General features: G+C 48.6%; 18 protein-coding genes. 8 read left to right on the top strand and 10 right to left on the bottom strand.

Annotated features, from left to right (window positions below):
* Positions 1–647: 647 nt before the first annotated feature.
* The 5 genes from O3681_RS01025 to hda all read right to left on the bottom strand — a co-directional run bounded on the left by O3681_RS01025 (position 648) and on the right by hda (position 4,016).
* On the bottom strand, positions 648–1,433 hold the full coding sequence (locus tag O3681_RS01025) for an endonuclease/exonuclease/phosphatase family protein (RefSeq protein ID WP_371459083.1): 786 nt from the start codon (positions 1,431–1,433) through the stop codon (positions 648–650).
* Between the two features lie 256 nt (positions 1,434–1,689).
* Positions 1,690–2,289 carry a uracil-DNA glycosylase family protein gene (locus O3681_RS01020; RefSeq protein WP_107723092.1) on the bottom strand — a complete coding sequence of 200 codons (600 nt, stop codon included), beginning with the start codon at positions 2,287–2,289 and terminating at the stop codon, positions 1,690–1,692.
* 19 nt (positions 2,290–2,308) lie between these two features.
* On the bottom strand, positions 2,309–2,623 hold the full coding sequence (locus tag O3681_RS01015) for a TonB family protein (RefSeq protein ID WP_371459082.1): 315 nt from the start codon (positions 2,621–2,623) through the stop codon (positions 2,309–2,311).
* Positions 2,624–2,682: 59 nt separating this feature from the next.
* Complete coding sequence (locus tag O3681_RS01010) at positions 2,683–3,351, bottom strand: HAD family hydrolase (RefSeq protein ID WP_371459081.1); 669 nt, start codon at positions 3,349–3,351, stop codon at positions 2,683–2,685.
* Positions 3,348–4,016 carry a DnaA regulatory inactivator Hda gene (gene hda / locus O3681_RS01005; protein ID WP_371459080.1) on the bottom strand — a complete coding sequence of 223 codons (669 nt, stop codon included), beginning with the start codon at positions 4,014–4,016 and terminating at the stop codon, positions 3,348–3,350. Before hda ends, O3681_RS01010 begins: the two co-directional genes overlap by 4 nt.
* Positions 4,017–4,246: 230 nt before the next feature.
* Between hda and O3681_RS01000 the strand changes: the two genes are divergently transcribed.
* The 4 genes from O3681_RS01000 to O3681_RS00985 are packed head-to-tail and all read left to right on the top strand — an operon-like array spanning position 4,247 to position 8,516.
* Positions 4,247–4,885: a DedA family protein gene (locus O3681_RS01000; protein ID WP_371459079.1), complete on the top strand. Its 639-nt coding sequence runs from the start codon at positions 4,247–4,249 to the stop codon at positions 4,883–4,885.
* Between the two features lie 46 nt (positions 4,886–4,931).
* Positions 4,932–6,368 (top strand): MBOAT family protein, encoded by a 1,437-nt coding sequence (locus O3681_RS00995; protein WP_371459078.1) that lies wholly within the window; start codon positions 4,932–4,934, stop codon positions 6,366–6,368.
* Between the two features lie 10 nt (positions 6,369–6,378).
* On the top strand, positions 6,379–7,407 hold the full coding sequence (gene patB / locus O3681_RS00990; protein ID WP_107723088.1) for a peptidoglycan O-acetyltransferase PatB: 1,029 nt from the start codon (positions 6,379–6,381) through the stop codon (positions 7,405–7,407).
* Positions 7,404–8,516, top strand: coding sequence for an SGNH/GDSL hydrolase family protein (locus O3681_RS00985; RefSeq protein WP_107723087.1), 1,113 nt, complete (start codon positions 7,404–7,406; stop codon positions 8,514–8,516). The genes patB and O3681_RS00985 overlap by 4 nt, the downstream gene beginning before the upstream one ends.
* Before the next feature lie 107 nt (positions 8,517–8,623).
* Here O3681_RS00985 and O3681_RS00980 read toward each other — a convergent pair whose 3' ends face one another.
* Positions 8,624–9,214, bottom strand: a complete 591-nt coding sequence (locus tag O3681_RS00980; RefSeq protein ID WP_107723086.1) for a LemA family protein — start codon at positions 9,212–9,214, stop codon at positions 8,624–8,626.
* A 141-nt stretch (positions 9,215–9,355) separates the two neighbouring features.
* Positions 9,356–10,444: a metallophosphoesterase gene (locus O3681_RS00975; protein WP_308881040.1), complete on the bottom strand. Its 1,089-nt coding sequence runs from the start codon at positions 10,442–10,444 to the stop codon at positions 9,356–9,358.
* Positions 10,445–10,547: 103 nt separating this feature from the next.
* On the opposite strand from O3681_RS00975, the gene O3681_RS00970 reads away from it, so the two are divergent.
* The 4 genes from O3681_RS00970 to recB all read left to right on the top strand — a co-directional run bounded on the left by O3681_RS00970 (position 10,548) and on the right by recB (position 21,149).
* Positions 10,548–11,456, top strand: coding sequence for a Dyp-type peroxidase (locus tag O3681_RS00970; protein WP_371459077.1), 909 nt, complete (start codon positions 10,548–10,550; stop codon positions 11,454–11,456).
* A gap of 210 nt (positions 11,457–11,666) precedes the next feature.
* On the top strand, positions 11,667–13,334 hold the full coding sequence (locus tag O3681_RS00965; protein WP_371459076.1) for a ShlB/FhaC/HecB family hemolysin secretion/activation protein: 1,668 nt from the start codon (positions 11,667–11,669) through the stop codon (positions 13,332–13,334).
* Positions 13,335–13,589: 255 nt separating this feature from the next.
* Positions 13,590–17,348 (top strand): beta strand repeat-containing protein, encoded by a 3,759-nt coding sequence (locus tag O3681_RS00960; RefSeq protein WP_371459075.1) that lies wholly within the window; start codon positions 13,590–13,592, stop codon positions 17,346–17,348.
* A gap of 144 nt (positions 17,349–17,492) precedes the next feature.
* Positions 17,493–21,149, top strand: a complete 3,657-nt coding sequence (gene recB, locus O3681_RS00955; protein WP_371459074.1) for an exodeoxyribonuclease V subunit beta — start codon at positions 17,493–17,495, stop codon at positions 21,147–21,149.
* A 59-nt stretch (positions 21,150–21,208) separates the two neighbouring features.
* On the opposite strand, the gene O3681_RS00950 is transcribed toward recB, so the two are convergent.
* From O3681_RS00950 to O3681_RS00940, 3 genes are all read right to left on the bottom strand, one after another.
* A complete protein-coding gene (locus O3681_RS00950) occupies positions 21,209–21,940 on the bottom strand; it encodes a phosphoadenylyl-sulfate reductase (RefSeq protein WP_308881036.1) in 732 nt (243 codons plus the stop codon).
* A gap of 115 nt (positions 21,941–22,055) precedes the next feature.
* Entirely contained in the window at positions 22,056–23,114 is a 1,059-nt protein-coding gene (gene dinB / locus O3681_RS00945; protein WP_371459073.1) for a DNA polymerase IV, read from the bottom strand.
* A gap of 77 nt (positions 23,115–23,191) precedes the next feature.
* Positions 23,192–24,235 carry a sulfate ABC transporter substrate-binding protein gene (locus O3681_RS00940; RefSeq protein ID WP_371459464.1) on the bottom strand — a complete coding sequence of 348 codons (1,044 nt, stop codon included), beginning with the start codon at positions 24,233–24,235 and terminating at the stop codon, positions 23,192–23,194.
* Between the last annotated feature and the right edge of the window lie 207 nt (positions 24,236–24,442).

Genomic DNA, 24,442 nt, shown 5'->3' with positions numbered 1-24,442 from the left:
GGAGCGGTAACAAATGGTAACAAGGTTAAAATATGTGTTTTGTTACCATGTAAGCCATGACTGGCAAGGCTTTCAGCCATTGGTAACAAGGTAACAAACGATTTTTGCGTTTTTTTGTATATATACGCTTTTTTTGTTTGGGCGCATGACTGACAGAGCCGATACAAACAAAAGCCGCCCGAGAGACAATATCGGACGGCTGGAAGAAGAAAGCAGAAAACACCCCACAAGCGCGGATAATTTCCAGTGTTACAATTCAACCATGTTTACAGCTTGGCAGAAATGCCACAAAATATTTTTGCCCCTGCCACCCAAACAGCTTAAACTGGCAATCTGACAAGGGGTAAATAGTGCAAAAAAATGCCCCTACCTTAAAGTTTTGGGGTAACTTTTGGGGTAACTTTTACCGCAAACAAGAACATGATTATATTTAAATCAATAAGTTAATCTCAAAGTACGATTGACCCCGCCTCCACCAGATTTAAAGCGCAAACTTTTGATTTAAAAAGGTTTGCGCTTTTTTATAAACTTAAACAGATCGTCTGAAACTTTTCAGACGGCCTGTTTTTGTCTCAAATATCTGAGTGAAAAAACTTTTTCTTTCGATACATTGCCAATAGTGCTTTGCTTTAAAAAAGATTTCAGCCTTACATTTTTCTATCGGATTTCATATTCATTTTACGATGCGGTCTAACCGTTACACTCAATGGAAGATGATCTGATAAATACTGCCAGTCTTTACTGTTGTGGATTTCAGAATCGATGACATCAAGATTGCGCGTGTAAATGCGGTCGAGACTGAGGATGGGCAGGCGCGAAGGGAAGGTTTTGGGGCGTTTGCCTGTATTATCGACAAATACTTCGTTCAAATCTAATGCCCTGCCCAGCTCATGGGCTGATTTCTGCCGCCAGTCATTGAAATCACCGGCGATAATCAAGGGGCTGTCAGGGTTGATATGGCGGTCAACATAGTTGCTGATGGCGCGGTATTGTTTAAGGCGGTCAGGCTCGCGCAGATTGAGGTGGACGCACAGACACACCAGCGGATCTTCCCAACCTTCGGGCACGACTTCGCAATGCAACAGGCCGCGCTGTTCGAGTTTATTGACGCTGATGTTGAGGTTGTTTTCCGTTTTCAGCGGTAGGCGGCTGAGAATGGCGTTGCCGTGGTGTCGTTTGGGATAGACGGCATTTTTGCCGTAGCTGCGATGATAATCGAGGCTGTCGCCGATGATGTCGTAATGCGGCGCATCGGGAAAGTCGGTACGGCGGCTTCTGTTGAGATGTTGTCCTTGGACTTCTTGTAAAAACAAAACGTCCGAACCCAATGCACCCAGCGCGTCAGCCATGCGGTTGACCTGCACTTTGCGGTTGAGCGCAGACATGCCTTTGTGCATATTGTAGGAAGTAATGGTAACTGGACGGGGAGACATGATGTGTGATGAAGCGGTTTATTTGTTTCAGTATAACACCGGAGCGTGTGGTTTTACGGCAATTTTGGTTATACTTGTTTAAAGAATAAAACGGCGTTTTGACAGGGAATTTCCCAATCAAAACGCCTTCCAAATAGAAGTGTACTCCACATTATCTCATCATTCAATTTAATAACAACCAATATTTATTCGACTACAACCAATCATTATCAAGCAATATGAACTACAAAAACAGTATAACTTGCATTAGACTCTTTTACATAGTAGGTTCATCAAACTTCTTGCGAATCATTTTGATATCATTTTTTACCAGATTCAGATATTGATTCTTTTTCATCCGCACATACGAAGGATGATAGGTCGGCATAATAAAATGGCAAATATCTTTCTCACATTTCCACTCACCTCTCAACTTAGTAATTCCAACTTTATCCAATACTGATTTGCATGCAGAATTACCAAGCAAAACTATTATCTTTGGTTCTATCAGTCTAATGAACTTCAAAATATACGGGCGGTAATATTCAATCACTTTAGTACTTGGCCGACCGAACTTTTTTCCATTTTTACCTGGTGGCATGCGAAACACCGCGTTAATAATATATATATCCTGGTCTAGTTTAAATTTCTCACTCTCCAACATCTCGTCTAGCAGAATACCAGCAGGACCTCTAAAAGGTTCTCCCTCTTCGTTTTCTATTGGTCCAGGAGCTTCACCGATAATTAACAACTTTGCTTTTGAATTTCCACGACTGATAACAAGCTTGTTACCCGTATATTCTAAGGGATCACCACGCATATTTTTAATTTCATCAATTAACCCTTCAATAAGATCCTCCTTTTCTTCAGATAACATCTAATGTCTCCATTCCAAGTCAGTTGTTGATTACTTCAACATTGGTTTCAAAAGTAACGGTATGTTGGTATTTGGATGCTGTTTTGCGTTTCGGATAAGGATATTTGGAAACGCTTTTCACTGCGCGTTCGTCCATTTCAGGATTGCCGCTGGATTGAATGATATTCACGCGGTCAACATCGCCGGCAGGAGTCGTGAAGACATCCATCAAAACGGTTTTAACGCTGCCATTTTGCGCTTTCATGGTTTCCAGGGTTTCGGTATCGGCTGCTTGTGCGGTACCGAATACAGCGGCAAACAACAGGGCTGAGGCGAGGAGTTTAGTCGTTTTCATGTTTTAGTCCTTATTAGGGTTGTGGTTAGGTTAAATATTTCAGACGGCCTGATTCGTCATTATTTGAAATTCAAAATCGGCCAACCTTTTGCTTTGGCTTCTTTTTCCAGCTCGGCATCCGGATTGACGGCGACAGGTTCGTTCACGATACGCAACAACGGCAAATCGTTTTTGGAGTCGCTGTAAAAATAAACCTTGCCGTAGCTTTCAAAGGTCTCGCCGCGCTCGGCAAGCCATTGGTTCAATCGGGTAATTTTACCTTCTTTCAGGCTGGGCGTACCGACATAGTTGCCGGTATATCGGCCGTCTTCGCCGGTTTCAAGCTGTGTGCCGATAACATTGTGAATACCGAAAAGATGGCAGATAGGGGTAATGATAAATTCGTTGGTCGAAGAAATAACCAACATTTCGTCGCCCGCCATTTGATGACTTTGCACCAGCATACGCTGCATCGGAGAAATATGCGGAACGATATATTCGGCCATAAACTCGCGATGAAACTCAGCCAATTCTTCCTTGCTGAAACGGGCTAAAGGCGCGAGATGGAATTTGAGGAAGGCATCGATATCAAGACAACCGTTTTGATAGTCTTGGTAAAACTTTTCATTTTTCGCCTCGGTTTCAGCCGCATCGACTATGCCTTTTTTAATCAGGTATTGCGGCCAGGAGTGATCCGAATCGGTATTGATCAAGGTATTGTCGAGGTCGAAAATGGCAAGGTTTTTCATTGGGTTTCCTGTTGTTTTAAAAGCTGGCGCAAAAGCGGCAAAGTAATGCGCTTGCCCATCATAACGGCGTAGTTGTCGAGGGTATCGAGCATTTGCATCAGGCTGTCCATATCGCGTCGCCAATGGTTCAGCAGGTATTCGAAGATTTCCGGATCGATGGTTACCTGACGGGCGGCCGCCATGCTGACGAGCGCATCGATTTTTTCCTGGTCGGACAACGGTTTGACTTCGTAAACCAAGCAATACGCCATGCGCGTGCGTAGGTCTTCACGGATAACGAGTTGTTGCGGCGTATATTCGGAACTCAAAAGCAAAAAGCCTTTGCCGCTGTTGCGGAAGCGGTTGAAGATGGCAAACAGTAAAGCCTGTTCTTCATTATTAAGCTTTTCGATTTGGTCAATGGCGAGATATTCTGCGTCCAGCGCGGCTTCTGTCAGCGGCGTGGCGGCGGCATCAATATAGAGGGCATTTCGTCCGGCATCAAGCGCCTGTGCGACCCATGCCTGCAAGAGATGGCTTTTGCCTGCGCCCTCTTCGCCCCACACATAGATAAATTGCCCATGTTTGTGCTGCAACACATACACCAGCTCGGCATTTTCTGTTCCCAGAAATTTATCGAAGCCGGGATAATCATGGCTGGCAAAATCGAAGATGAGCTGGTTCACAAAGGCGCACCGGTTAGGTTGAAATCGGCTTTATTTTACGTTGTTTTGCCATCCACCATCAAGGATAAAGGCCGTCTGAAGCCTATACCTGCAACATATCTGCACTTCTAAACATATCTTGACGCGCTCACGGCATTGGTTTTATTCCGCTTTGGTTTTACAATGTCGAACTTCTCGCCGAAACATTTGTCTGTTCTTTTTCAGACGGCCTTTTTATTTGGGGAACCCTAGTGATTTCTACCATTATCGATTTCATCCTCCATATCGACCAACACCTTGTCCACCTCTCCGCCCAATACGGCCCGTGGATTTACGCGATTTTGTTTGTTGTGATTTTCTGCGAAACCGGTTTGGTCGTAACGCCATTTTTACCCGGCGACTCGCTGCTGTTTGCTGCCGGCGGTATTGCGGCCATCGGCGGCATGAACATCCACGTCATGATATTGCTGCTCTTAGCGGCCGCCATTTTAGGCGATGCTGCCAACTTTATGATTGGCAAATATTTTGGACAAAAACTATTTGCCAATCCTGATTCCAAAATTTTCCGCCGTTCGTATTTGGAAAAAACCCATGCGTTCTATGAAAAACACGGCGGCAAAACCATCATCATTGCGCGCTTTGTGCCGATTGTGCGGACGTTTGCGCCATTTGTCGCAGGCATGGGCGATATGCACTATGGCACGTTTATCCGTTACAACATTATCGGCGCGATGTTGTGGGTATTGTCGTTTTCCTATGCAGGCTACTTCTTCGCCAATATCCCCGTCGTCAAAAACAATCTGGGCTTAGTTATGGCGGCAATCATCGTGATTTCGATTTTACCTGCGGTAGTCGAAGTCGTCCGTGCCAAACTTAACGCCAAAAAATAACAATCAATCGAAAAGTTTGAAAGTTTAAACACATCAAGGAATTGTCATGCCGTTGCTGTCTATTGAATTTGCGGTATTCTTTATCATATTTTTGCCGTTGTACTGGGCATTTGCACGTTTTCCGCAAGTTCAAAACGTTTTACTTTTGGTTGCCGGGCTGGGCTGGCTTTACCGTATCGACCCCATTTTTGCCGCGCTGATTTTGGTTTACTCTTCTGTGGTTTACCTGATCAGCGTGCTGATGTTTTCTGAAAACGAGAATATCCGCAAATTTTGGCTGGGGTGCGGTATTTCGGCGGCATTGACTGTTTTGTGTTTCTTCAAATATTTCGACTTTTTCCGCCCGATTATTCAGCAATATACAGGGCAAAGCGCCGTCATCGACATCCTTTTGCCTCTGGGCTTGTCTTATTACACTTTCCAATCGCTGGCTTACTTGGTGTATTGCTACCGCGAGCCTAAGGGAGACCGTTTTGAATGGCACGAGCTCCTGCTTCATCTGAGCTTCTTCCCCACCATCACATCCGGCCCGATTATCCGTGCGGCTGCTTTTAAAAGTATAGATGGCGAACAGGCGGGGGCATTGGTGCAAATCCGCACCAAACAGGCACGCCAGCTGATTTATCCGGCTTTGGCGGTCGGCCTGATTGTATTGGGCATTGCTAAAAAATGGTGGCTTGCCGGCGTATTGGCGGAAGGCTGGGTATCACCTGTTTTTGAAAATCCGGCCCAGTTCGACGGCTGGGGCGTGTTGTCTGCGATTTATGGCTACACCTTCCAACTCTTTTTCGACTTTTCCGGCTACTCGGATTTGGTCATCGGCTTGGCCATGCTACTCGGCTTCCAGCTGCCGAAAAACTTTGCCGCGCCGCTTCGCGCCATCAACATCCGCGACTTCTGGGACAGATGGCACATCAGCCTGTCCACTTGGATTCGCGACTATATCTATATCCCTTTGGGCGGCAGCAAAAAAGGCTTCGGACGCACCCAGCTCAATCTGATGATTGCCATGTTGCTTTCCGGCATTTGGCATGGCTACGGCTGGAGCTTTTTGATTTGGGGTGCGCTGCACGGTGCGGCGTTGGTGTTCCTTAACTGCGGCGATAAAATCGTCGGCCGCAATGCCTTAGGCCGTCTGAAAATCGGCAAACCGCTTGCCTGGCTGTTTACCTTCCATTTCGTTTGTTTCGCTTTTGTCGTCTTCAACAGCGCAACGCTTGCCGATACGGAAATGCTGTTCAGCGCCTTATTTGCCAATGATAAAGGTTGGAACGCGCCTCTGCCGACCGACCTCATGTTGCTGGGTGCATTTGCGATGATGCTTTTGCTATACCCGTATTTACTCCGCTTATTTGAAGCATCGATAAAAGGCTTGGACAAACTGCCTGCATGGCTGTGGTTTATCCCCATCACGCTTATCCTCGCACTGATTATCGTCTTCGCCCCGTCCGGCATTCCCGGCTTTATTTATGCCAACTTCTAAGGAGCAGAACATGAAACGCTTTATCTCCCTGTTTGTTTCGATTCTGCTCAGTGCGGTTGCACTGACGTGGTTTGCCCAAAACTCCATCAATGCCTATTGGCAGCAGACCTATCATGAAAACAGTCCGCTTGAGCCTTTATCCGAATATGCTTGGTGGCGTATCGGTGCGGATTGGCAACAAAAAGCCTACGAATTTTCAGACGGCCTGAAAGCCTCGCTGGAAACAGAAGACGCTTTAGCTTCGGAAGACTCTGGCATTGAAACAACAAGGCCGTCTGAAAATACGGAAAACATTGAAGTATCGGACAATCAAAAAGACTCTGCTGCTTCCGATGCGGCTAACAATACGGATACCGCCGCCAGCGAGCCAAGCAATCAGGCTGATCAGTCGGCAACGCAGGTCGTGTTGAAAAAAGGCAATAAAGTTTTCTTTGCCGGCGACTCGCTGATGCAGGGCGTTGCACCTTTCGTACAAAAGCACCTCAAGCAAGAATATGGCGTACAATCGGTCAACCTCAGCAAACAAAGCACCGGTTTGTCCTACCCCAACTTCTTCGACTGGCCGAAAACCATCGAACAAACTTTGCAAAAAGAACCCGACATCCGCGTTTTGGTTGTATTCTTAGGCCCTAACGACCCTTGGGATTTCCCGATGGGTAAAAAATACCTGAAGTTCGCCTCCCCCGAATGGGAGGCAGAATACCTCAACCGCGTCCGCCGTATTCTTGATGCAGCCTCCGCACATGATGTCCAAGTCATTTGGCTGGGCATTCCTTACATGAAAAAAGCCAAGCTCAACGAACAGATGCGCTACCTCGACAAAATCCTGTCGGGTACGGTGTCGCCTCAAGCCATTTGGCTGCCGACCGACAAACTGTTGAGCAATGGCGCAGAAGAATATGCCGACTCTGTCAAAGTAGATGGAAAAATCATCCGTTACCGCAGCAAGGACGGCATTCACTTTTCCGCAGAAGGCCAAAAACTACTGGCCGGAAAAATTATGGAAAAAATTAATTTTACACACGATATACAACCATGAAATTTAATAAAACCTTACTCCTCACGCTTCTCGCACTCCCTATTACCGCCTGCGCAACCAATGACGGCCTGTTAAGCAACTACGGCTCCAACCGTCCTGCCTGGCTGAACAAACTGCAACAGCTCAACCATACTTCAGACGGCAAATTCCGCATTATCCAAGTCGGCGACTCCCACACCGCCGGCGACTATTTCACCGACCGCCTGCGTCGCCGTTTGCAACAACAATGGGGCAACGGCGGTATCGGTTGGGTTTATCCTAATACCGTCAAAGGCCAGCGCATGGCAACCGTCCGTTACAGCGGCAGCGGTTGGAACACCATCAGCAGCCGCAAATCACACAGCGATTTTTCTTTCGGCGGGATTGAAGCACGCGCCGATGGCGGCAGCGTTACCTTAAGCGCAGCCGACGGCAGCATGGATATGCAACAAATCTCCATCTTCGGCAAACCAGTTTGGTCCGAACAAACCCTGACCGTCAACGGCCGAGAAATCCCTGCCACACAAAACGGTTGGCAACTGGTGCGTACCAATGCCTCCCTGCCGATGACCCTCAGCAGCAGCATGCCTTGGCAAATCGGTTTCATTAACATCGAACGCCCCGGACGCGGCGTAACCGTTTCCGCCATGGGCATCAACGGCGCACAGTTATCCCAATGGTCAAAATGGCGGCCGGGTATGTGGGAAGATTTGGCACAAACCAAAGCCGATTTAATCATTCTTGCCTACGGTACCAATGAAGCCTTTTCCGGCAACCTCGATATTTCTTCTACCGAGCGGACATGGCGCAATTACATCCGTCAAATCAAAAACACCCTGCCCAACGCAGGTATCCTGATCCTCGGTGCTCCGGAATCTTTGAAAACCGCCTACGGAAGCTGCGGCAACCGCCCTGTCTTGCTCAGCGAAGTACAACAAATGCAGCAACGCGTTGCCCGTGACGAAAAAATTATGTTCTGGTCTTGGCAGGATGCGATGGGCGGGGCATGCAGCATGAAAAACTGGATGGCTCAAGGCTTGGCAGCCAAAGACGGCGTTCACTTCTCTGCACAAGGTTATGAAACTGCAGCCGATAAACTTGCCGACAGCCTAATCCGCTTTGCCCAATAAATTGCAAAAGCCTAAGTACTTTTCATTAAGAGCACACAAAAGGCCGTCTGAAATTAATATTTCAGACGGCCTTTTGTTTATCGCTTATTTAGCAAACTGCTTAATTTTTAAGCCAACATATTGCTACTCATTCGTTGCGTTTGGTTTTCCGTAAAACGAACCAATCTTACCTGCTTGTCAAAGCCTAATGGCTTGGCGACAAGGCGGTTGGGCAATTTGTTCAAATGATGGTTGTAGCTTCCGGCTCTGCGGTTGTAAGTGCGGCGTGCCGATGCGACTTCCGCCTCTGCTGCATCCAGCATTTCCATCAAACCGGCCAATTTCTCATCAGGATACTGTTTCAAAAGGCCTTTGACGGCAGTTTGCAATTTTTTCAGCGCATGATTCAATGCTGTTTCGGCTTCACACAGATGTTTGATTTTGGACTCGGAAAATGTTTTGGCAGTTTGCGCCAATGCGGTTTCGACTTCGGCACACATCTGCTGAACGTTTTGATCCAATGCAATGCCCTGCTCTTGCAGGTGTTTGCTGTATGCATCCAATACATGACGGACAGCCTGATGTCGGCAGTCGAGCGCAATGCGCAAAGAGACAAAGGATTCGCGACAGTCTTTTTTGCGGTCTTTCAACTGTTGTTTGAAATACAATAAGACAGCGGCGATTGATACGAAGATAAGTGCAAGACTGATAATGCCCATAGTGAGTTCCCTAGTTATGATGCCACTCATATCGGTGGCTGATTTTATTAACATCGATTATAATCCAATTTCAATATTTTTCCCAATTTTCATAAAAAAGGCCGTCTGAAATTCAGACGGCCTGAAGTTTATATTTTTATTTCAATGCTTTGACTTGATGTCGATAACCCACACTTCTGATTGCGAACCCAAACGCAGGGGAATACCCCAGAAGCCGTAGCCTGAAGTGGTGAAGAAATGGCCGTTGCCGATTGCTTCATAACCATAAGCGAGACGATAAAGCGTACGGACGATAAGGTTGGCAGGTGCTACTTGGCCGTTGTGGACATGGCCGGAAACCTGCACATCAATCGGCAGCCGGGCATGGGTTTCGATTGAAGTAGGCCGGTGGTCCATCAATAAAACCGGTAATTGGGTATTTTGACCTTCTAAAAGCTGCTCCGCACTGGGACGCTTGCGATCCAAATCATCGCTCCGTCCTACCAGCAACACACCATTCACTTCCAAAACCTGATTGGCCAAAACCGTCAATCCTGCCGCTTCCAATTCATGTTTGATGCGCTTCTGATCGCGGAACCAGTCATGATTGCCCAAAGTGGCATAAACGCCCATCGGCGCAGTCAGCTTCTGCAAATGCGGTTTCATGTTTTCTTTCAGGTATGCATCGACGGTATCGTCCATCAAATCGCCCGGCAGCAACACCATGTCGACTTGTTCCTGCTTCATGATGTCCGTCAGCTTGTCCAATTGACGCGCGCCAAACAAAATTCCCAAGTGCAAATCACTGGCCACGCCGATACGCAGCGGCTTATCCATTTTCTTATTGATGAATACGGTTTGATAGCGGACAACGGGCGTATAGGCGTTATACATCCCAAAACCGAGCAAACCGGCCACAAACAAAGGCGCAAACAGCCGCAGGCTTCGAGAAAGCGGTTGGCGTGCCATAAAACGGCGCAGCAAAAGATACAGGATAAATGTCGCCAGCGCGGCATACATCACAAACAGCAAGATCACCATCCAAAACGCCACCATGCGGAACATCATATGCCCCAATTCCAGCAGCAAGCCGACCAACAAGCCGTTTGTAATGAAATAGGAAATACCCATCAGCCAACGTCTGCCGACTTTGCCAATCCAAGGCGCAAACAGCCATTGCAACGAACGCCCAAGCCCAAATGTAAACACTTGCAACAGAATGACGCTCACAAAAAACATCTTGCCAAACATGCCTTTCCGCCCTAAAAAATCAAAAGGCAGATTTTAGGCCGTCTGAAACTTTCAGTGTATAATCTACCGCGTAAAAACCCATAATATTTTGAAAGGAATCTTCATGAGCCACCCTCAATCAGCCATTATTCCTGATCACGCACAAGCCGGTATTTTTATCGAAGCAGACATTTCGGACGGCCGCAACGAAAACATCAAATCTGCCTGCCGCCTTTCTTTGGAATCCTTGGCCAAACTGAAAACCCGTTTTCCAAATGATATTTTGGGTTTGACCATTGCCTTCGGCAGCCGCGCATGGCAATCGTTCGGCCATACTGACGAAGGCAGTGAAATCAAACCTTTCCCTGAATTGGGCAACGGCCTCGCCCCCTCCACCCAACACGATCTCTATATCCACATTCAAGCCACCGAGCAAAAAGCCGCCTATGCCTTAGCTCAATCTGTTTTAGGCGCATTCGGCGACAGCATCCGCGTATCCACTGAAGAACACGGCCTGCGCCTGTATGAAGACCGCGGCTTGGACGGTTTTGTCGATGGTACGGAAAATCCGCAGGGCGATGACAATGTGCGCAATGTCGCCATTATTCCCGAAGGCAAGCCCGATGCCGGCGGCAGCTATGTTTTGCTGCAAAAATACCTGCACGATTTGAAAAAATGGGATGCCGTTCCTACTGCCGAACAAGAAGCCAGCGTGGGCCGCAGCAAAGAAACCAATGATGAATTCAGCGAAGATGTACGCCTGCCCGACTCCCATCTCGGCCGCGTCAATGTCAAAGAAAACGGCGTTGACCTAAAAATTGTCCGCCGCAGCCTACCCTTTGGCAAACTCAGTGGCGAACATGGTTTGATGTTCACATCCTATTGCAACACGCTGCACAATATTGAAGTTCAACTGCTCAATATGTTCGGCGATGCAGACGGTAAAACCGACTTACTGCTGAAATATTTGTCTAAAGCCGTATCAGGCGCTTACTACTACGCGCCTTCTGTCGAACGTTTGCAAAATCTTTAATGGCTCACAGGCCATCTGAAAAACCTGCCTTTTCAAAGGCAGGTTTTTGTTATTCAAATCCCATTAATATTTTTATGGTATTATCATAGAAATTTATCCCATTATTGCTTCATAAACCCTGATTGCAGACAAGGATAAAAACTGATACGCCCCAAGCAGCTATTTTCGATAAAATAAACCCAATTATTATCTCTATAAAATTACGACACCATGTATAAATCCCGCCTTCTTCCCCTGCCCGTATTGATTCTTTCCGCGCTAAACGCCTATGCGGCCAATACGCCGAATCCGCTTGATCAAATCGATAAAAACGTACCCAACCAATTCGACAAAGACTTCCGCGACAACCTCGATCAAATTCATTCGGTCGAAATCCAAAAACGCGAGCAGTCGGCATGGGATTTGCAGAAAAAGCAAGATAATGACGCAGTTGCACAAGAAGGGCCGTCTGAAAACAATACCGAATGCTTGGATTACACGGGTATTGAGCTTTCCGGTATTACCCTTATCGATTCCAAAAAGATTGAAGCCAAGTTACCCAAATGCATCAATCAAAACAACATCAACCAACTGAACCGGGACATCGTTGCCGAGTATATCGCTCAAGGCTATCCGCATACGCAAATCAAATTTGAAACCACGACTGAACGCGTCCTGAAATTGACAGTCATCGAAGGCAAAATCCGTGAGATTACCGGCGGCTCCCGTACGGTCAACGTTGACACCCTCTTCCCCGATCATCAAGGCAAACCGCTGAACATCCAATACCTCGACCAAGGTATTGAACAGGCAAACCATGTTGTCGGCAACAACGTCAGCATCGATGTTTATCCGCATGATGACGGCACCGCCTCCATCCAACTCAACAACGATGCCCAAAAACATTGGGGCGGCAGCGTCACCATCGACAATAAAGGCAGCAAACCCAATACCACGACACTGCGCGGCAGCCTGAATATCGGCAGCCCGTTGGGATTGAGCGACTCCCTTTATCTAAACGGCTACACCAATCTAAACAACCACGACAGCCATTACAGTCGAGGCGGCAGCCTGTTCTACCAAGCTCCTTATGGCGCATGGACATTCAGCACTTACGCTGCCGCGTCGCAATCGCAAAGCATCCTAACGCCCAGCGTAACGCGCTACGCCTACCGCTCCCAATCCAAAGCGGCAGGAATCAAAGCAGACCGAGTATTCTCACGCAGTCAAAAACACATTGCCTCCGCCTATGCCGGCATCGACTATGTGAAACAGACTGCAAAATTTGCCGACAGCAAACTGGAATTGCAAAGCCCTGAAATCTATTCGGCACAAGTCGGCCTGTCGCATACAGCCATCCTGCCAAACGGCATTTGGCTCAACAATATCGGCGTAGAACAAGGGTTTGCGAAAAATACCGAACATACGCCGTTCGACAAGCGCTATACCTCTGTATCCTTGCAAAGCAATTTGATTCAAAACCGTCCATTGGGTAAATGGATCGTGCGCAACCATCACCAAATCGATGCCCAATATAGCCCGCATGATTTGTTTGCCACCAAAGAAATGGACATCGTCGGTTATCAAAATGTACGCGGTTTCCGTTCGACTTCTTTGAGCGCAAACAGCGCAGTCCTGTTGAGCAATACCGTTTATTTCCGCCGCAATACGCCCCACGGTATCTATATCGAGCCTTATCTGGGTGCAGACATCGGCGTTGCCAAAAATAACAACGAAGGTTCGCAACGCGCCATGGGTGTGGTTGCAGGTTTGAATTTGGGCAAAGCGGACAAATGGCAGCTTTCTGCCGACTACGGCAAAGGTTTTGCACGCATGCCCAACCAATCAAACAGCGAAATACAGGATCATGTGACCGTTTCTTTACGCATTCCATTTTAAAGTTATGTAAATATATATCCTTTTATCCAATATATAAACCGCCCATCTTAACGTTATTAATTTTCTATTAATATCAATGAGATGAGCGGTTTTTATTTGCATTTGAAATAGTGCACACAAGGCCATACTGGTGGTATGATTGTAAAAAAATTCATAACAATGTTAATACATTCAAAAATTTCCTCAACAGAAATCCGATACCCGATATGGGATTTCTGATTCAATCTCCATCACGATAAATAAGGATTAAAATCCATGAAAATCGACACTTTATATCAGCCTAAGCTCTCAGCTTCCGGCAAAGTAACTGTCGCCGTGTGCTTTGCATTCCTGGGAAATGCAGCAGTAGCGGCCAATATCGAAGCCATCGGCCAAACTTCGGTACAGCAGCAGCACAATGTTGACATCGTCAACATTGCCGCACCGACGGCTCAAGGTCTTTCTCACAACCAATACAACAAGTACAACGTTTCCCAACACGGCGCCGTTTTGAATAACGCCCTGTCTGCCGGTAAATCCCAACTGGCCGGAAACCTGTCTGCCAACAAAAACTTCCAAGGTCAGGCCGCATCTGTGATCTTGAACGAAGTGGTCAGCAAAAACCCTTCTCTGATCTTAGGTCAGCAAGAGATCTTCGGTATTGCCGCTGACTATGTTTTGGCAAACCCTAACGGCATTACCCACAACGGCGGCAGCATCCTGAATGCCAATCGCGCATCCTTGGTTGTCGGTACGCCAACCGTTTCAGACGGCACGTTGAAATCTTTCCATATCAGCGACAATGGCAAACAGCTGCAAGTAAACGGCAATTTGAGCGGCAACCGCGTAGTTGACCTGCTCGCGCCGCAAGTTGTTGTCGGCAAATCAGCCAACGTTAATGCCGCCGACGCCATCAATGTTTCTTCAGGCAAAAGCAACTTCGACTACAAAACCGCACAAATCGAAGCATTAGACGCCGCTTCAAATGCGCCGGTGCTTGACGGTCATATCTTCGGCAGTATACGCGCCGGTACCATCCGCATCCACGCGACCGACAAACGCGCCAAACAAAACATTCAAAATGCCGCCATTACCGGCACACGCTACCTGAATATCGACAGCAAAGGCAACCTGAGCATCCAGTCTGCCAATCTGACCGCCGCACAAATGGAACTGTTTGCTCGCGATACCGACATCAAAGGCACGGTTACCAGCCATTCCGCCAATAAATCTTCCAGCGGCAAAGAAGCGCAAAATGTTCAGCACTTCCGTTCAGACCGCAACAAAACTGAAAACTTTACCGCCAGCAATATCAATGCATCCGAGTCATTGACTTTGAACAACAGCGGCAGCCTCAACCTGAGCGCAGCCAACATCAATGCCGGCGCGCTGACTGCTTCTGCCACAGGCAATATCAATTCTAACGCGGTAAAAACAACCAACCGTACAGAATCCGACCACACTCAAAGCAAAGGCCTTTGGTACAACAACAACCTGAGCTCCTCTACTGACGAAAGCCTGCATCAAACCAAAATCAATGCCGGTTCTGTCAATATTGCCACCACAGGCAAAGTCCAATTGGACGCGACCGAACTGAACTCGGCTGCTGATGCTCGCATTGCCGCCCAACAAGGCATCATATTGAGCAGCAACAGCGAAACCGACAGCAGCTCGACTTATGTCAGCTTCAAAAATGAAACTGCCGCCCTGAAAACCGGTATCGCTACAAAATCTTCCAAAAACTCTACCGCCCATCAAACCAAAATCTCCGCAGCCGGTGATATCGGTTTGATTTCCGAAGGAGATTTGAGCACTTACGGCGCAAGCATTGCGGCAAACGGCAATGTCGTTACCGATGTCAACAACATCAACTTGGGTACTCAAACCACCATCAACACCAACAACCTCGACGACCAGAAAAAATACTGGGGCGGCCTGTTCGGCGGTGAAAGCCAAGTTCAAAACAACCGTACCGAAAACCTGCACGGCAGCAGCATTACTGCCAACTCAAACGTAGTTTTGGGTGCAAAAAACGGCGTCAACGTTTACGGCAGTACCGTTGAAGGCCAAGCCGGTACATTCGTCAGCTCCAAAGCAGGCAATGTTGATATTAAAAACGCCACCAGCACCGACACTTCCGCACAAAGCGCGCGTAAAGGTACGATTTTCAATATCACGACCTCTAAAACCAGCAGCAACAGCAGCATTGAAAAAGTAACCGGTTCTACCCTGGTTTCCAATGCCGACCTGACCGTTGTTTCCAACAAAGACATCAATGTGATCGGCTCTGCATTGTTTGCGGCACAAAAACTGCAACTGTCTTCCGCAGGCGATTTGACCATTGATGCTGCCAAAGCGGTAGAAAACAAACAGGTCAACGAGTATTCCATCAAAGGCTACTCTGGCACCGAAACCAATAAAGAAAACGGCAGCGTGACTGCCAAAGCCGGTATCAAATTCACCGATACCCACACCGACACCCATTCTGTCGGCCTGAACGGCAGCATTTTGACCGGTAAAAACACCCAGTTGTCTTCCAACTCAAACGTTACCGTCAGCGGTAGCCAAGTCAACGGCGAAGAATCCGTCAACATTTCCGCAGCCAATGACGTCAATGTTGTTGCATCCAAAGGTAGCAACACTGTAACCGAATCCGGCCGCGTAACCGATTTGGGCGTATCTGCTACTGCATACGAAAAAAATAACGTTGCAGGCGTCGGCGTATCTGTCGGCATTACCAGCACCAAAACAGATGCGACTACCGTAACGAATACATCTCATGTATCCAACATCAACACCGGCGGCAACGCTACCATCACTGCAAACGGCAATATTAATCAAGAAGGTACCGTGATTAATGCGACTGGCAATGTGGTTGAAGCTGCCAAAAACGTTACCCATGAAGCGGCACACAGCGGTGCAAAATCCGATGTGAAACAAAACGGCGGCGGTTTGGTCGTTTCTGCCGGCATCAGCACCAACAAAGGCATCGGCGGTGAAATCACTGCACAAGGTCAAGGCAACTCTTCGACCCACAATGAATCCACTGCAACCGTAACCACCATCAACGCAGGCAATGCCATCGTTTTGGCAAATGACAAAGTGTCTGATGAAGGTACAAAATATGATGTTACCGGTGCGATCAATATTGATGCAGGTTCATACCACAACACTGCCGCCCACAACACCAGCAACAGCAGCAGCAAACAAGGCGGCGCTTCTTTGACTGTCGGCGCATACACCAAAGACGGTTCAAACGTAGATGTGAATGCCAACCTGAACGTCAACTACGCTGATGAAAACAAAAAAGAATCTACCGCCGTCAAAGGCGATATGAATGCGACCAATGTTGTCATCAACGCCAAAGACTCTGCTGAAATCGCATCCAACATTACTGCCAACAACAACGTCAACATTACCGCAGGCAACGGCGTAACCTTCACCGAGTCAGCCAATACTGCCTCCAACCAAGGTACAGCCGTCAATGTCGGTATCGGCGCTGGCGCGACAATCAATGTTGAAACCGGTGTTGCCGTTCCTCACGTCAATGGCTCTGTCGGCGTCAACAAAACCGATAACGCTTCTTCTACCGCCGCAGGCGCAAATGTAGCGGCCGGCAACGATATTAAAATCAATGCCAACAACGGCGACGTCAACCTGCACGGTACCAACTTGGTATCCAACAACTCCGTTGAATTAGAAGGCAACAAAGTCAATACTTCCGGCGCGATCAGCAGCGTTAACGAAAAAAATCTGACCGTCAATGTCAACGGCAGCTACGCTTCAGGCAAACCAAACGGCGGCATCAACGCCAAAGGTAAAAACGAAGCCACCGTAACCAATACGGCAAACACCATCCAAAGCGACAATGTTGTTATTACTACCGGCTCTCCAACCGGCTTGAGCGTCAACAATACGACCATCAACGGTAATAATGTTGCGTACTACTATGACGACAGTAAAGCTCCTGCGGCGAACCGTTATACCTACCGTCCTCGCCAACCAAGCTACGCCAGACGCCGTTTGCGCTACTAAGATGCGCTATTGAAGTCATTTAATAGCCATTAAGACATGCCGTCTGAAAACAGAAAGTTTTCAGACGGCATTTTTATCATCAATGCAAAACAACACACTATCTCTGTTATGATAATGCCTCGCTAATATTATTCCGTTCCTACCATGTCTTCCGCCCTTCCTTTTGACGCGCTCACACTTTCCATCGACGGCACCAACCTCATCGAAGCTTCTGCCGGTACGGGTAAAACCTACGGCATTGCCGCGCTCTTTACCCGACTGATTGTTTTAGAAAAAAAAGACATCGAGAAAATTCTGGTCGTTACCTTTACCAAAGCGGCGACGGCAGAACTGAAAACCCGTTTGCGCGCGCGTTTGGACGAAGTGTTGCAGGTTTTAAACGAAATCCAAACCTTGGGCGGCGAGCCGGAACATATTTCAGACGGCCTGAACAAATATTACGAAAAAGAGAAAAAATCTCCCGATAACTTTCTCAATCGCTTGATTCCTTTGGCTTTAGGCGAGCAAGGCGGACAAGAAAGCTGCCATCGCCTGATTCTCCGCCTAAAAGCCGCCCTGAGCCAGTTTGACAACGCATCGATTTACACCATCCACGGCTTCTGTCAGCGCGTCTTGCGCGATTATGCGTTTTTATGCGGCGCACCTTTGGATGTCGAGCTGTCGGACGACTCGCGCGAGAGGCTGCTGATTCCTGCGCAAGACTTTTGGCGGCAGAAAGTGGCAACCGATGCCACATTGGCACAATTGGTTTTTGACCGGAAATACACGCCCGAAGAAATGCTTGCCGAAATCAAAAGCTATACCGGCCGCCCCTATCTGAAATTCAGACGGCCTGAAGGCGATTTGAAAGAAGCCCAAGCCAACCTTCAAGAAACATGGGAAAAAATTTGCGCTCAGTTGGAAGACTTGGAAAAAGCGTTTTGGACAATCTTGCCCAAACTTAACGGCCAAACCTACAAAAGAAAAACCTTTGAAAATGTTTTTACCGATTTAAAAACAAACACTGAATCCAACCGTCTGCCCCGCCTGAGCAAAGAAACACTAAAAAAATTAAGCCTCTTCAGTATCGACACGCTCAACAGTAAACTGAAAAAAGAATATAAAGCCGATGCCGATGCGCCGGAAATTATTCAGCTGCAAGCCTTGGCCAATCTCGGTCGTGATTTGCAGGCAATGGAAAGCGCTGAAGAAGCGGTCTTCATCCGCCTGCAACTCGACCTCCTTTCCTACATCAACCGATCCATTGCCGAACAAAAAAAATCACGCCGCGAGCGTGTGTTTGACGATTTGCTGCTGGATGTCCATCAGGCATTGACCACCAATGAACACGGCAACGCGTTGGCAAAAGCGGCGGCGGCAAACTGGGAAATCGCGCTGATTGACGAATTCCAAGATACCGACCCGCTGCAATACGAAATTTTCCGCCAAATTTTTATCGAACAAGGCTGCCCGCTGTTTCTCGTTGGCGACCCCAAACAGGCGATTTACAGCTTTCGCGGTGCGGACATTTACGCCTATCTGCAAGCCGCGCAAGATGCGGACAGGCATTACACCCTCGCTGTTAACTACCGCAGCCATGCCAAGCTGATTAACGGCATCAGTGCCTTGTTCAAACAAAAAAAACACCCCTTCGTCTTGGAAAACATCGATTACAGCGATGTCTCCGCCAGCCGTGCCGAAAGCCGGTTGTCGCCACACCGCCCCGCCATCCAAGTACGCTGGCTCAATACGGACGATCAAACCGGCAAAGAGATTTTGCGCGGCCGTGCCGCCGAATATTGCGCCGATGAAATTGCCTTTGCGCTCAATGAAGCGGCCGAAGGCCGTCTGAATTTCAAAGGCCGCGCGCTGGAATCCGGCGATATTGCCGTCTTGGTGCGTACCAACAACGAAGCGGCGATGATTGCCGGTAAACTGAAACAGCGCCGTATCCAAAGCGTGTTGCTGTCGCGCCAGTCCGTTTTCGATTCCGCCGAGGCCGACTCGCTGTCCGCACTGATCGGCTTTTGGCTCAACCCAAGGCAAACCGACTGGCTGCGCTTTGTCTTGACCGGCGTTTTGTTCGGCTATACCGCCAAAGATATTTACGAACTCAACCACAACGAACACCAGCTGCTGAAATGGCTGGAGTCATCTGCCCAAGCCATGGAAAAATGGCGGAAAGGCGGCATTTTTGCCGCCGTGCAGCAGTTTGCCGCCCTACATGATATCGAAACACGCCTGCTCAAAGGCGGCAACGAACGCAGCCTGACCAACTACTATCAAATTCTGGAGCTTTTGGCCGAAGAAGACAGCCAAAGCCGCAACCCTGCCACCCTGCATAAATGGTTAAACGAACAAATCAGCCGTGCGCGCAGCGGCCATTTCCCGTCAGACGCGCAAACCATCCGTCTCGAAAGCGACGAAAAACTGGTCAAAATCGTTACCATGCACGCGTCGAAAGGTTTGCAATATCCTTTGGTGTACTGCCCCTTCGCGTGGGATACCAAAGACAATTCCAAAGAAAACTGGAAAATCCTGCATACTGAAAACCACGAAACCGAGCTGCTGGCCAAATCTCAAACCTCGGAAGCAGAACTAAGCCATCTTGCCGACGAAAAGACGGCAGAAGATTTGCGTCTGCTCTATGTTGCCCTTACCCGCGCCGAAGAACAGCTCAACATCTACGCCGCCGCCAACAAAAACTGTACGCCAAACAATCCTTTTGCCTATCTGCTCGAAGGTTTACCGGATGCCGGCCGCGAAAGCGTCAGCCAAAGCTATAAAAGCGCGACAGACGTTGTGGAAATGCTTAAAACCAACTGGCAACGCTTTATCAAAAACGCGCCTGAAAATACGGAGTTTGCCTTCACGGAAGAAGCCCCGCTAGAAACCGTCTACCAATACAGCCGCCAACAAGACCAAGCTTTGAGCGCTCATAGCATCAAACGCCGCGATTTTGACTTTATCCGCCACACCAGCTTTACCGGTTTGAGCAGACATACCAAGTCAACCGACGAACAACACGAGCCTTTGCAACCTGCCATCGACCCGGCAGAAAGCGCAGACCGTGCCATGCCGTCTGAAAACCTGCCTTCCCCGCTTTCAGACGGCCTCGATATCCACCATTTCCCCCGAGGCACCAATGCCGGCGTATGTTTGCATGAAATGTTGGAAAAACTCGACTTCGCCGCCTCTGCCGAGAGCCAATCCGAAATGATTGCCGAAGTTTTGCAACGCCACAGCTTTGAAGACAAATGGCTGCCGACGGTAAGTGCCATGCTCGACACCTGCCGCCTGACACCTTTAATCAACGAGAGCCTGTCGCAGATTCCGCCGACCCGACGCCTGCCCGAAATGGGGTTCATCCTGTACATGGACGATTTCAAACTGGACGACTTGCGCCGTTGGTTTGCCTCAAGCGAAGCAAACCTGCCGCCCGAATGCGTCCAAGCCGCGCAACTGCTTGATTTCCATGATTTGCAAGGCTATTTAAACGGCTTTATCGATATGGTTTGCCAAGATTCAGACGGCAATGTCGTTTTAATCGACTACAAATCCAACCATTTGGGCAACGATGCAAACGCGTACACGCAACAGGCGATGAACGAAGCCGTGGCGCATCATCACTACTACCTGCAAGCCCTGATCTACGCCGTTGCCATTGCGCGCTACTACGCGCTGCGCGGTAAACCGTTGCCCAAAATCGCCATCCGCTACCTCTTCCTGCGCGGCATGGACGGCTCGGAACAAGGCATTTGGAAATGGGACATCGATACCGCCTTGCTCTCTACTTTCGTTGAGCGGAAAACAAATTCCTGATAAATCATTTTGTTAAATCGTCAAAAAGGCCGTCTGAAACGTTTTCAGACGGCCTTTGATTATTTGTGCAAACCGCATTCCTTATTGTCTTTGCTTTCCCACCACCATCGCCCGGCACGGATATTTTCGCCCAGCTTGACCGGACGCGTGCAGGGTTCGCACCCAATACTGGGATAGCCCTGATGATAAAGCGCATTGAGCGGAACTTGGTGTTCGTGTGCATATGCCCAAACATCCTGCTCTTCCCAATCAAAAATAGGATTGAATTTGGCGATGTTGCGACCCGTATCCAGCTCTTCAAAATTCAATTCGCTGCGTGTTTCAGACTGGCTGCGGCGTTGTCCGGTCAGCCATGCGGGGGCATTGTGCAAAGCGCGGTTGAGCGGTTCGATTTTGCGGATATGGCAGCAACGGCGGCGCAACTCGACGCTGTCGTACATCGCGGTCGTGCCAAACTCCGCTTCAAATTCAACGGCGGTTTGTCGGTTGGGATAAAATACTTCCAATTCGGTTTGATAGCGCGCATTGGTTTCGGCAATCAGCGCGGCGGTTTCGGGATTGAGTTTGCCCGTATTGAGCGTGATGATGCGAATGGGCAGTTTCAGACGGCACACGGCATCGGTAATGACCATATCTTCAACCGCAAGGCTGGATGCGAACACGGCTTGCGGATAGCGTACGGCAATGTCTTGCAAACGGTGCTCCAAAGCGGCAGCCAACTCAGGCAGGCGGCGGCGTTCGGCATCATTGGTTTCAGGGATTTTCCAGAATTGTGGGCGGAATAAAGACATGGCTGGTTGTTCCTAATAATTTTCAGACGGCCTGTTGAAACGGCTGTCGATATGGTTATGGAACGATATTGTCCTGCGCCCTATCTTCAAACGGAAAGAATGCTTTTCTATTTCTTTATAACCAAAGCGTCTGCTGCTGGTTTTTCGGCAGCAAATGACTCACGCCGATACCGATCAGGCGGAAGGCGTCTTCGCGTTGCGGCGGTATGCGTTGCAACAAAGTATGCGCCGCCTGAAGCAGCGAAGCACTGTCGGGAAGGACGGAAGAATACGTCAGCGAACGCGTAATAATGCGGAAATCGTGGGTTTTGAGTTTGAGGGTAACGCCTTTGGCTTCGACGTTTTTGCGTTCGATTTGCCGCCAAAGGTCTTCGGCAAGGTGCGGCAAATGGCTTGAAGCCTGTTCCAAAGACAAATCTTCGGGCAAGGTGATTTCGGTTGAGATTTGCAGGCGTTCGCGTTCGGCTTTGACCGGTCGCTCGTCGATACCGCGTGCCAAATCGTAAAGGCGGTAGCCGTAGCGGCCGAAATGGTTTAAAAGTTCGCCGCGCTCAAAACGGCGCAAATCGCCGGCGGTTTGCATACCGAGGGCATTCATCTTTTTCAGCGTGACTTTGCCGACACCGGGAATCTTACCCAACGGCAGGCTCTCCAAAAACGCCATGATTTTTTGCGGCAGCAACACAAACTGCCCGTTCGGCTTGCGCCAGTCGGAAGCGATTTTGGCCAAAAACTTATTGGGCGCGATGCCTGCGGAGGCGGTCAAACCGGTTTCTTCAAAAATTTCGGCACGAATACGTTTGGCTACCTCGCTAGCGTACGGGATATTTTCAAAATTTCGGGTAACATCCAAATAGGCTTCGTCCAAAGACAAAGGCTCGATCAAATCGGTATAACGCCGAAACACGGCATGAATCTGCGCCGACACTTGGCGGTACAAATCGAAATGCGGCGGCACAAACACCGCCTGCGGACACAGCCTTTTCGCCGTCGCCACCGACATGGCCGAGTGCAAACCGAATTTGCGCGCCTCATAAGAAGCGGCACAAATAACCGACCGCGTACCGTCCCACGCCACAACAACGGGCAGCCCTTTCAGGTGTGGCTGCTCGCGCAGTTCTACCGAAGCGTAGAATGCGTCCATATCGATATGGATGATTTTGCGTTGAGACATGGGAAAAGATGGATAAGAAAAAGGCTTATTGTAACAAAAGGCCGTCTGAAGTTTCAGACGGCCTCTATGTTTAAGCCTTATTTTTTACTGGAAAGCTGATCAAACAATCCGCCGTCGGCAAAGAATTTTTTCATGATGTCCGACCAAGCGCCGAACTTCTCATTCGGATTGAAAGTTTCAATATCGGGGAAGTCGGCTTTGTGTTTGGCCAACACTTCGGCATTGCGCGGACGCAGATAAAGATTGGCGGCCAACTCTTGAGCCGGTTCGCTCCAGAGGTTTTTCAGGTAGGCTTCGGCAGCGGCGCGCGTGCCTTTTTTATCGACCACGCTGTCCACGACGGCAACCGGCGCTTCAGAAAGAATGGTATAGCTTGGATAGACGATTTCAAACTGGTCTTGGGTCAGCTTTTTGCTGACGTAGTTGGCCTCGTTTTCAAAGGTAACCAAGACATCGCCGATATTGCGTTGGCTGAAGGTCGTCGTTGCCGCACGGCCGCCGTTTTCAAATACAGGTGTGTTTTTCAGCAATGCAGCCACAAAATCTTTGGTTTTGCCCTCATCGCCGTTATTGACTTTCAAACCATAACCGTACGCACCCAAAAAGGCGTAGCGGCCGTTGCCGGTGGTTTTCGGGTTCGCCAAAACGATTTGCACGCCGTCTTTGGCCAAATCGCCCCAGTCTTGGATGTGTTTCGGATTACCTTTGCGCACCAAGAAAACGACGTTGCTGGTATAAGGCACGGCATTGTCCGGCAGACGGGTGTTCCAATCGGCTTTGACCAAACCTTTTTTCACCAAAAGCTCAATATCGGAAGTCTGGTTCATGGTCACCACATCGGCAGCCAAACCGTTGGCGACAGCCAAAGCCTGCTTGCTGGAGCCTCCGTGCGACTGTTGGACTTCAACCGCTGCACCGCCGTTTTTCGCAGCATATTCTTTGACAAACAAAGGATTGTATTCTTTATAAAAATCGCGGGCGACATCATAAGAGACGTTCAACAGCTTCACATTACCGCCCTTGCCTGCGGAAGCAGCATTGTCGGCAGATTGTTCGTTTTTGGGAGAGCAGGCACTCAACGCCAGCGCGGCGGTCAATGCGGCAAAAGAAAGGGTATGGATATTCATGGTCGGCTCCTATCAAAAGTATGGCGATACTTTATCGGGATCGGAGGCAAACGGGAAATAATGTTTGCTTTTGGGTTTATCAGTTTTGGTTATATAAACCGATGCCGTCTGAAATCAAAAAATAATTATTTATAACTATAAAATCTAAACCATATTATTTACAAAGTTAATAAAAAAGAGTACCGTTCGTATTCGCCGAAT

It is taken from the genome of Neisseria sp. 27098_8_158, from assembly GCF_041433145.1.
Lineage (GTDB): Bacteria > Pseudomonadota > Gammaproteobacteria > Burkholderiales > Neisseriaceae > Neisseria > Neisseria subflava_E.
Note: the sequence above shows the minus strand (reverse complement) of the source record. Positions and strands in the feature narration are given on the sequence as shown.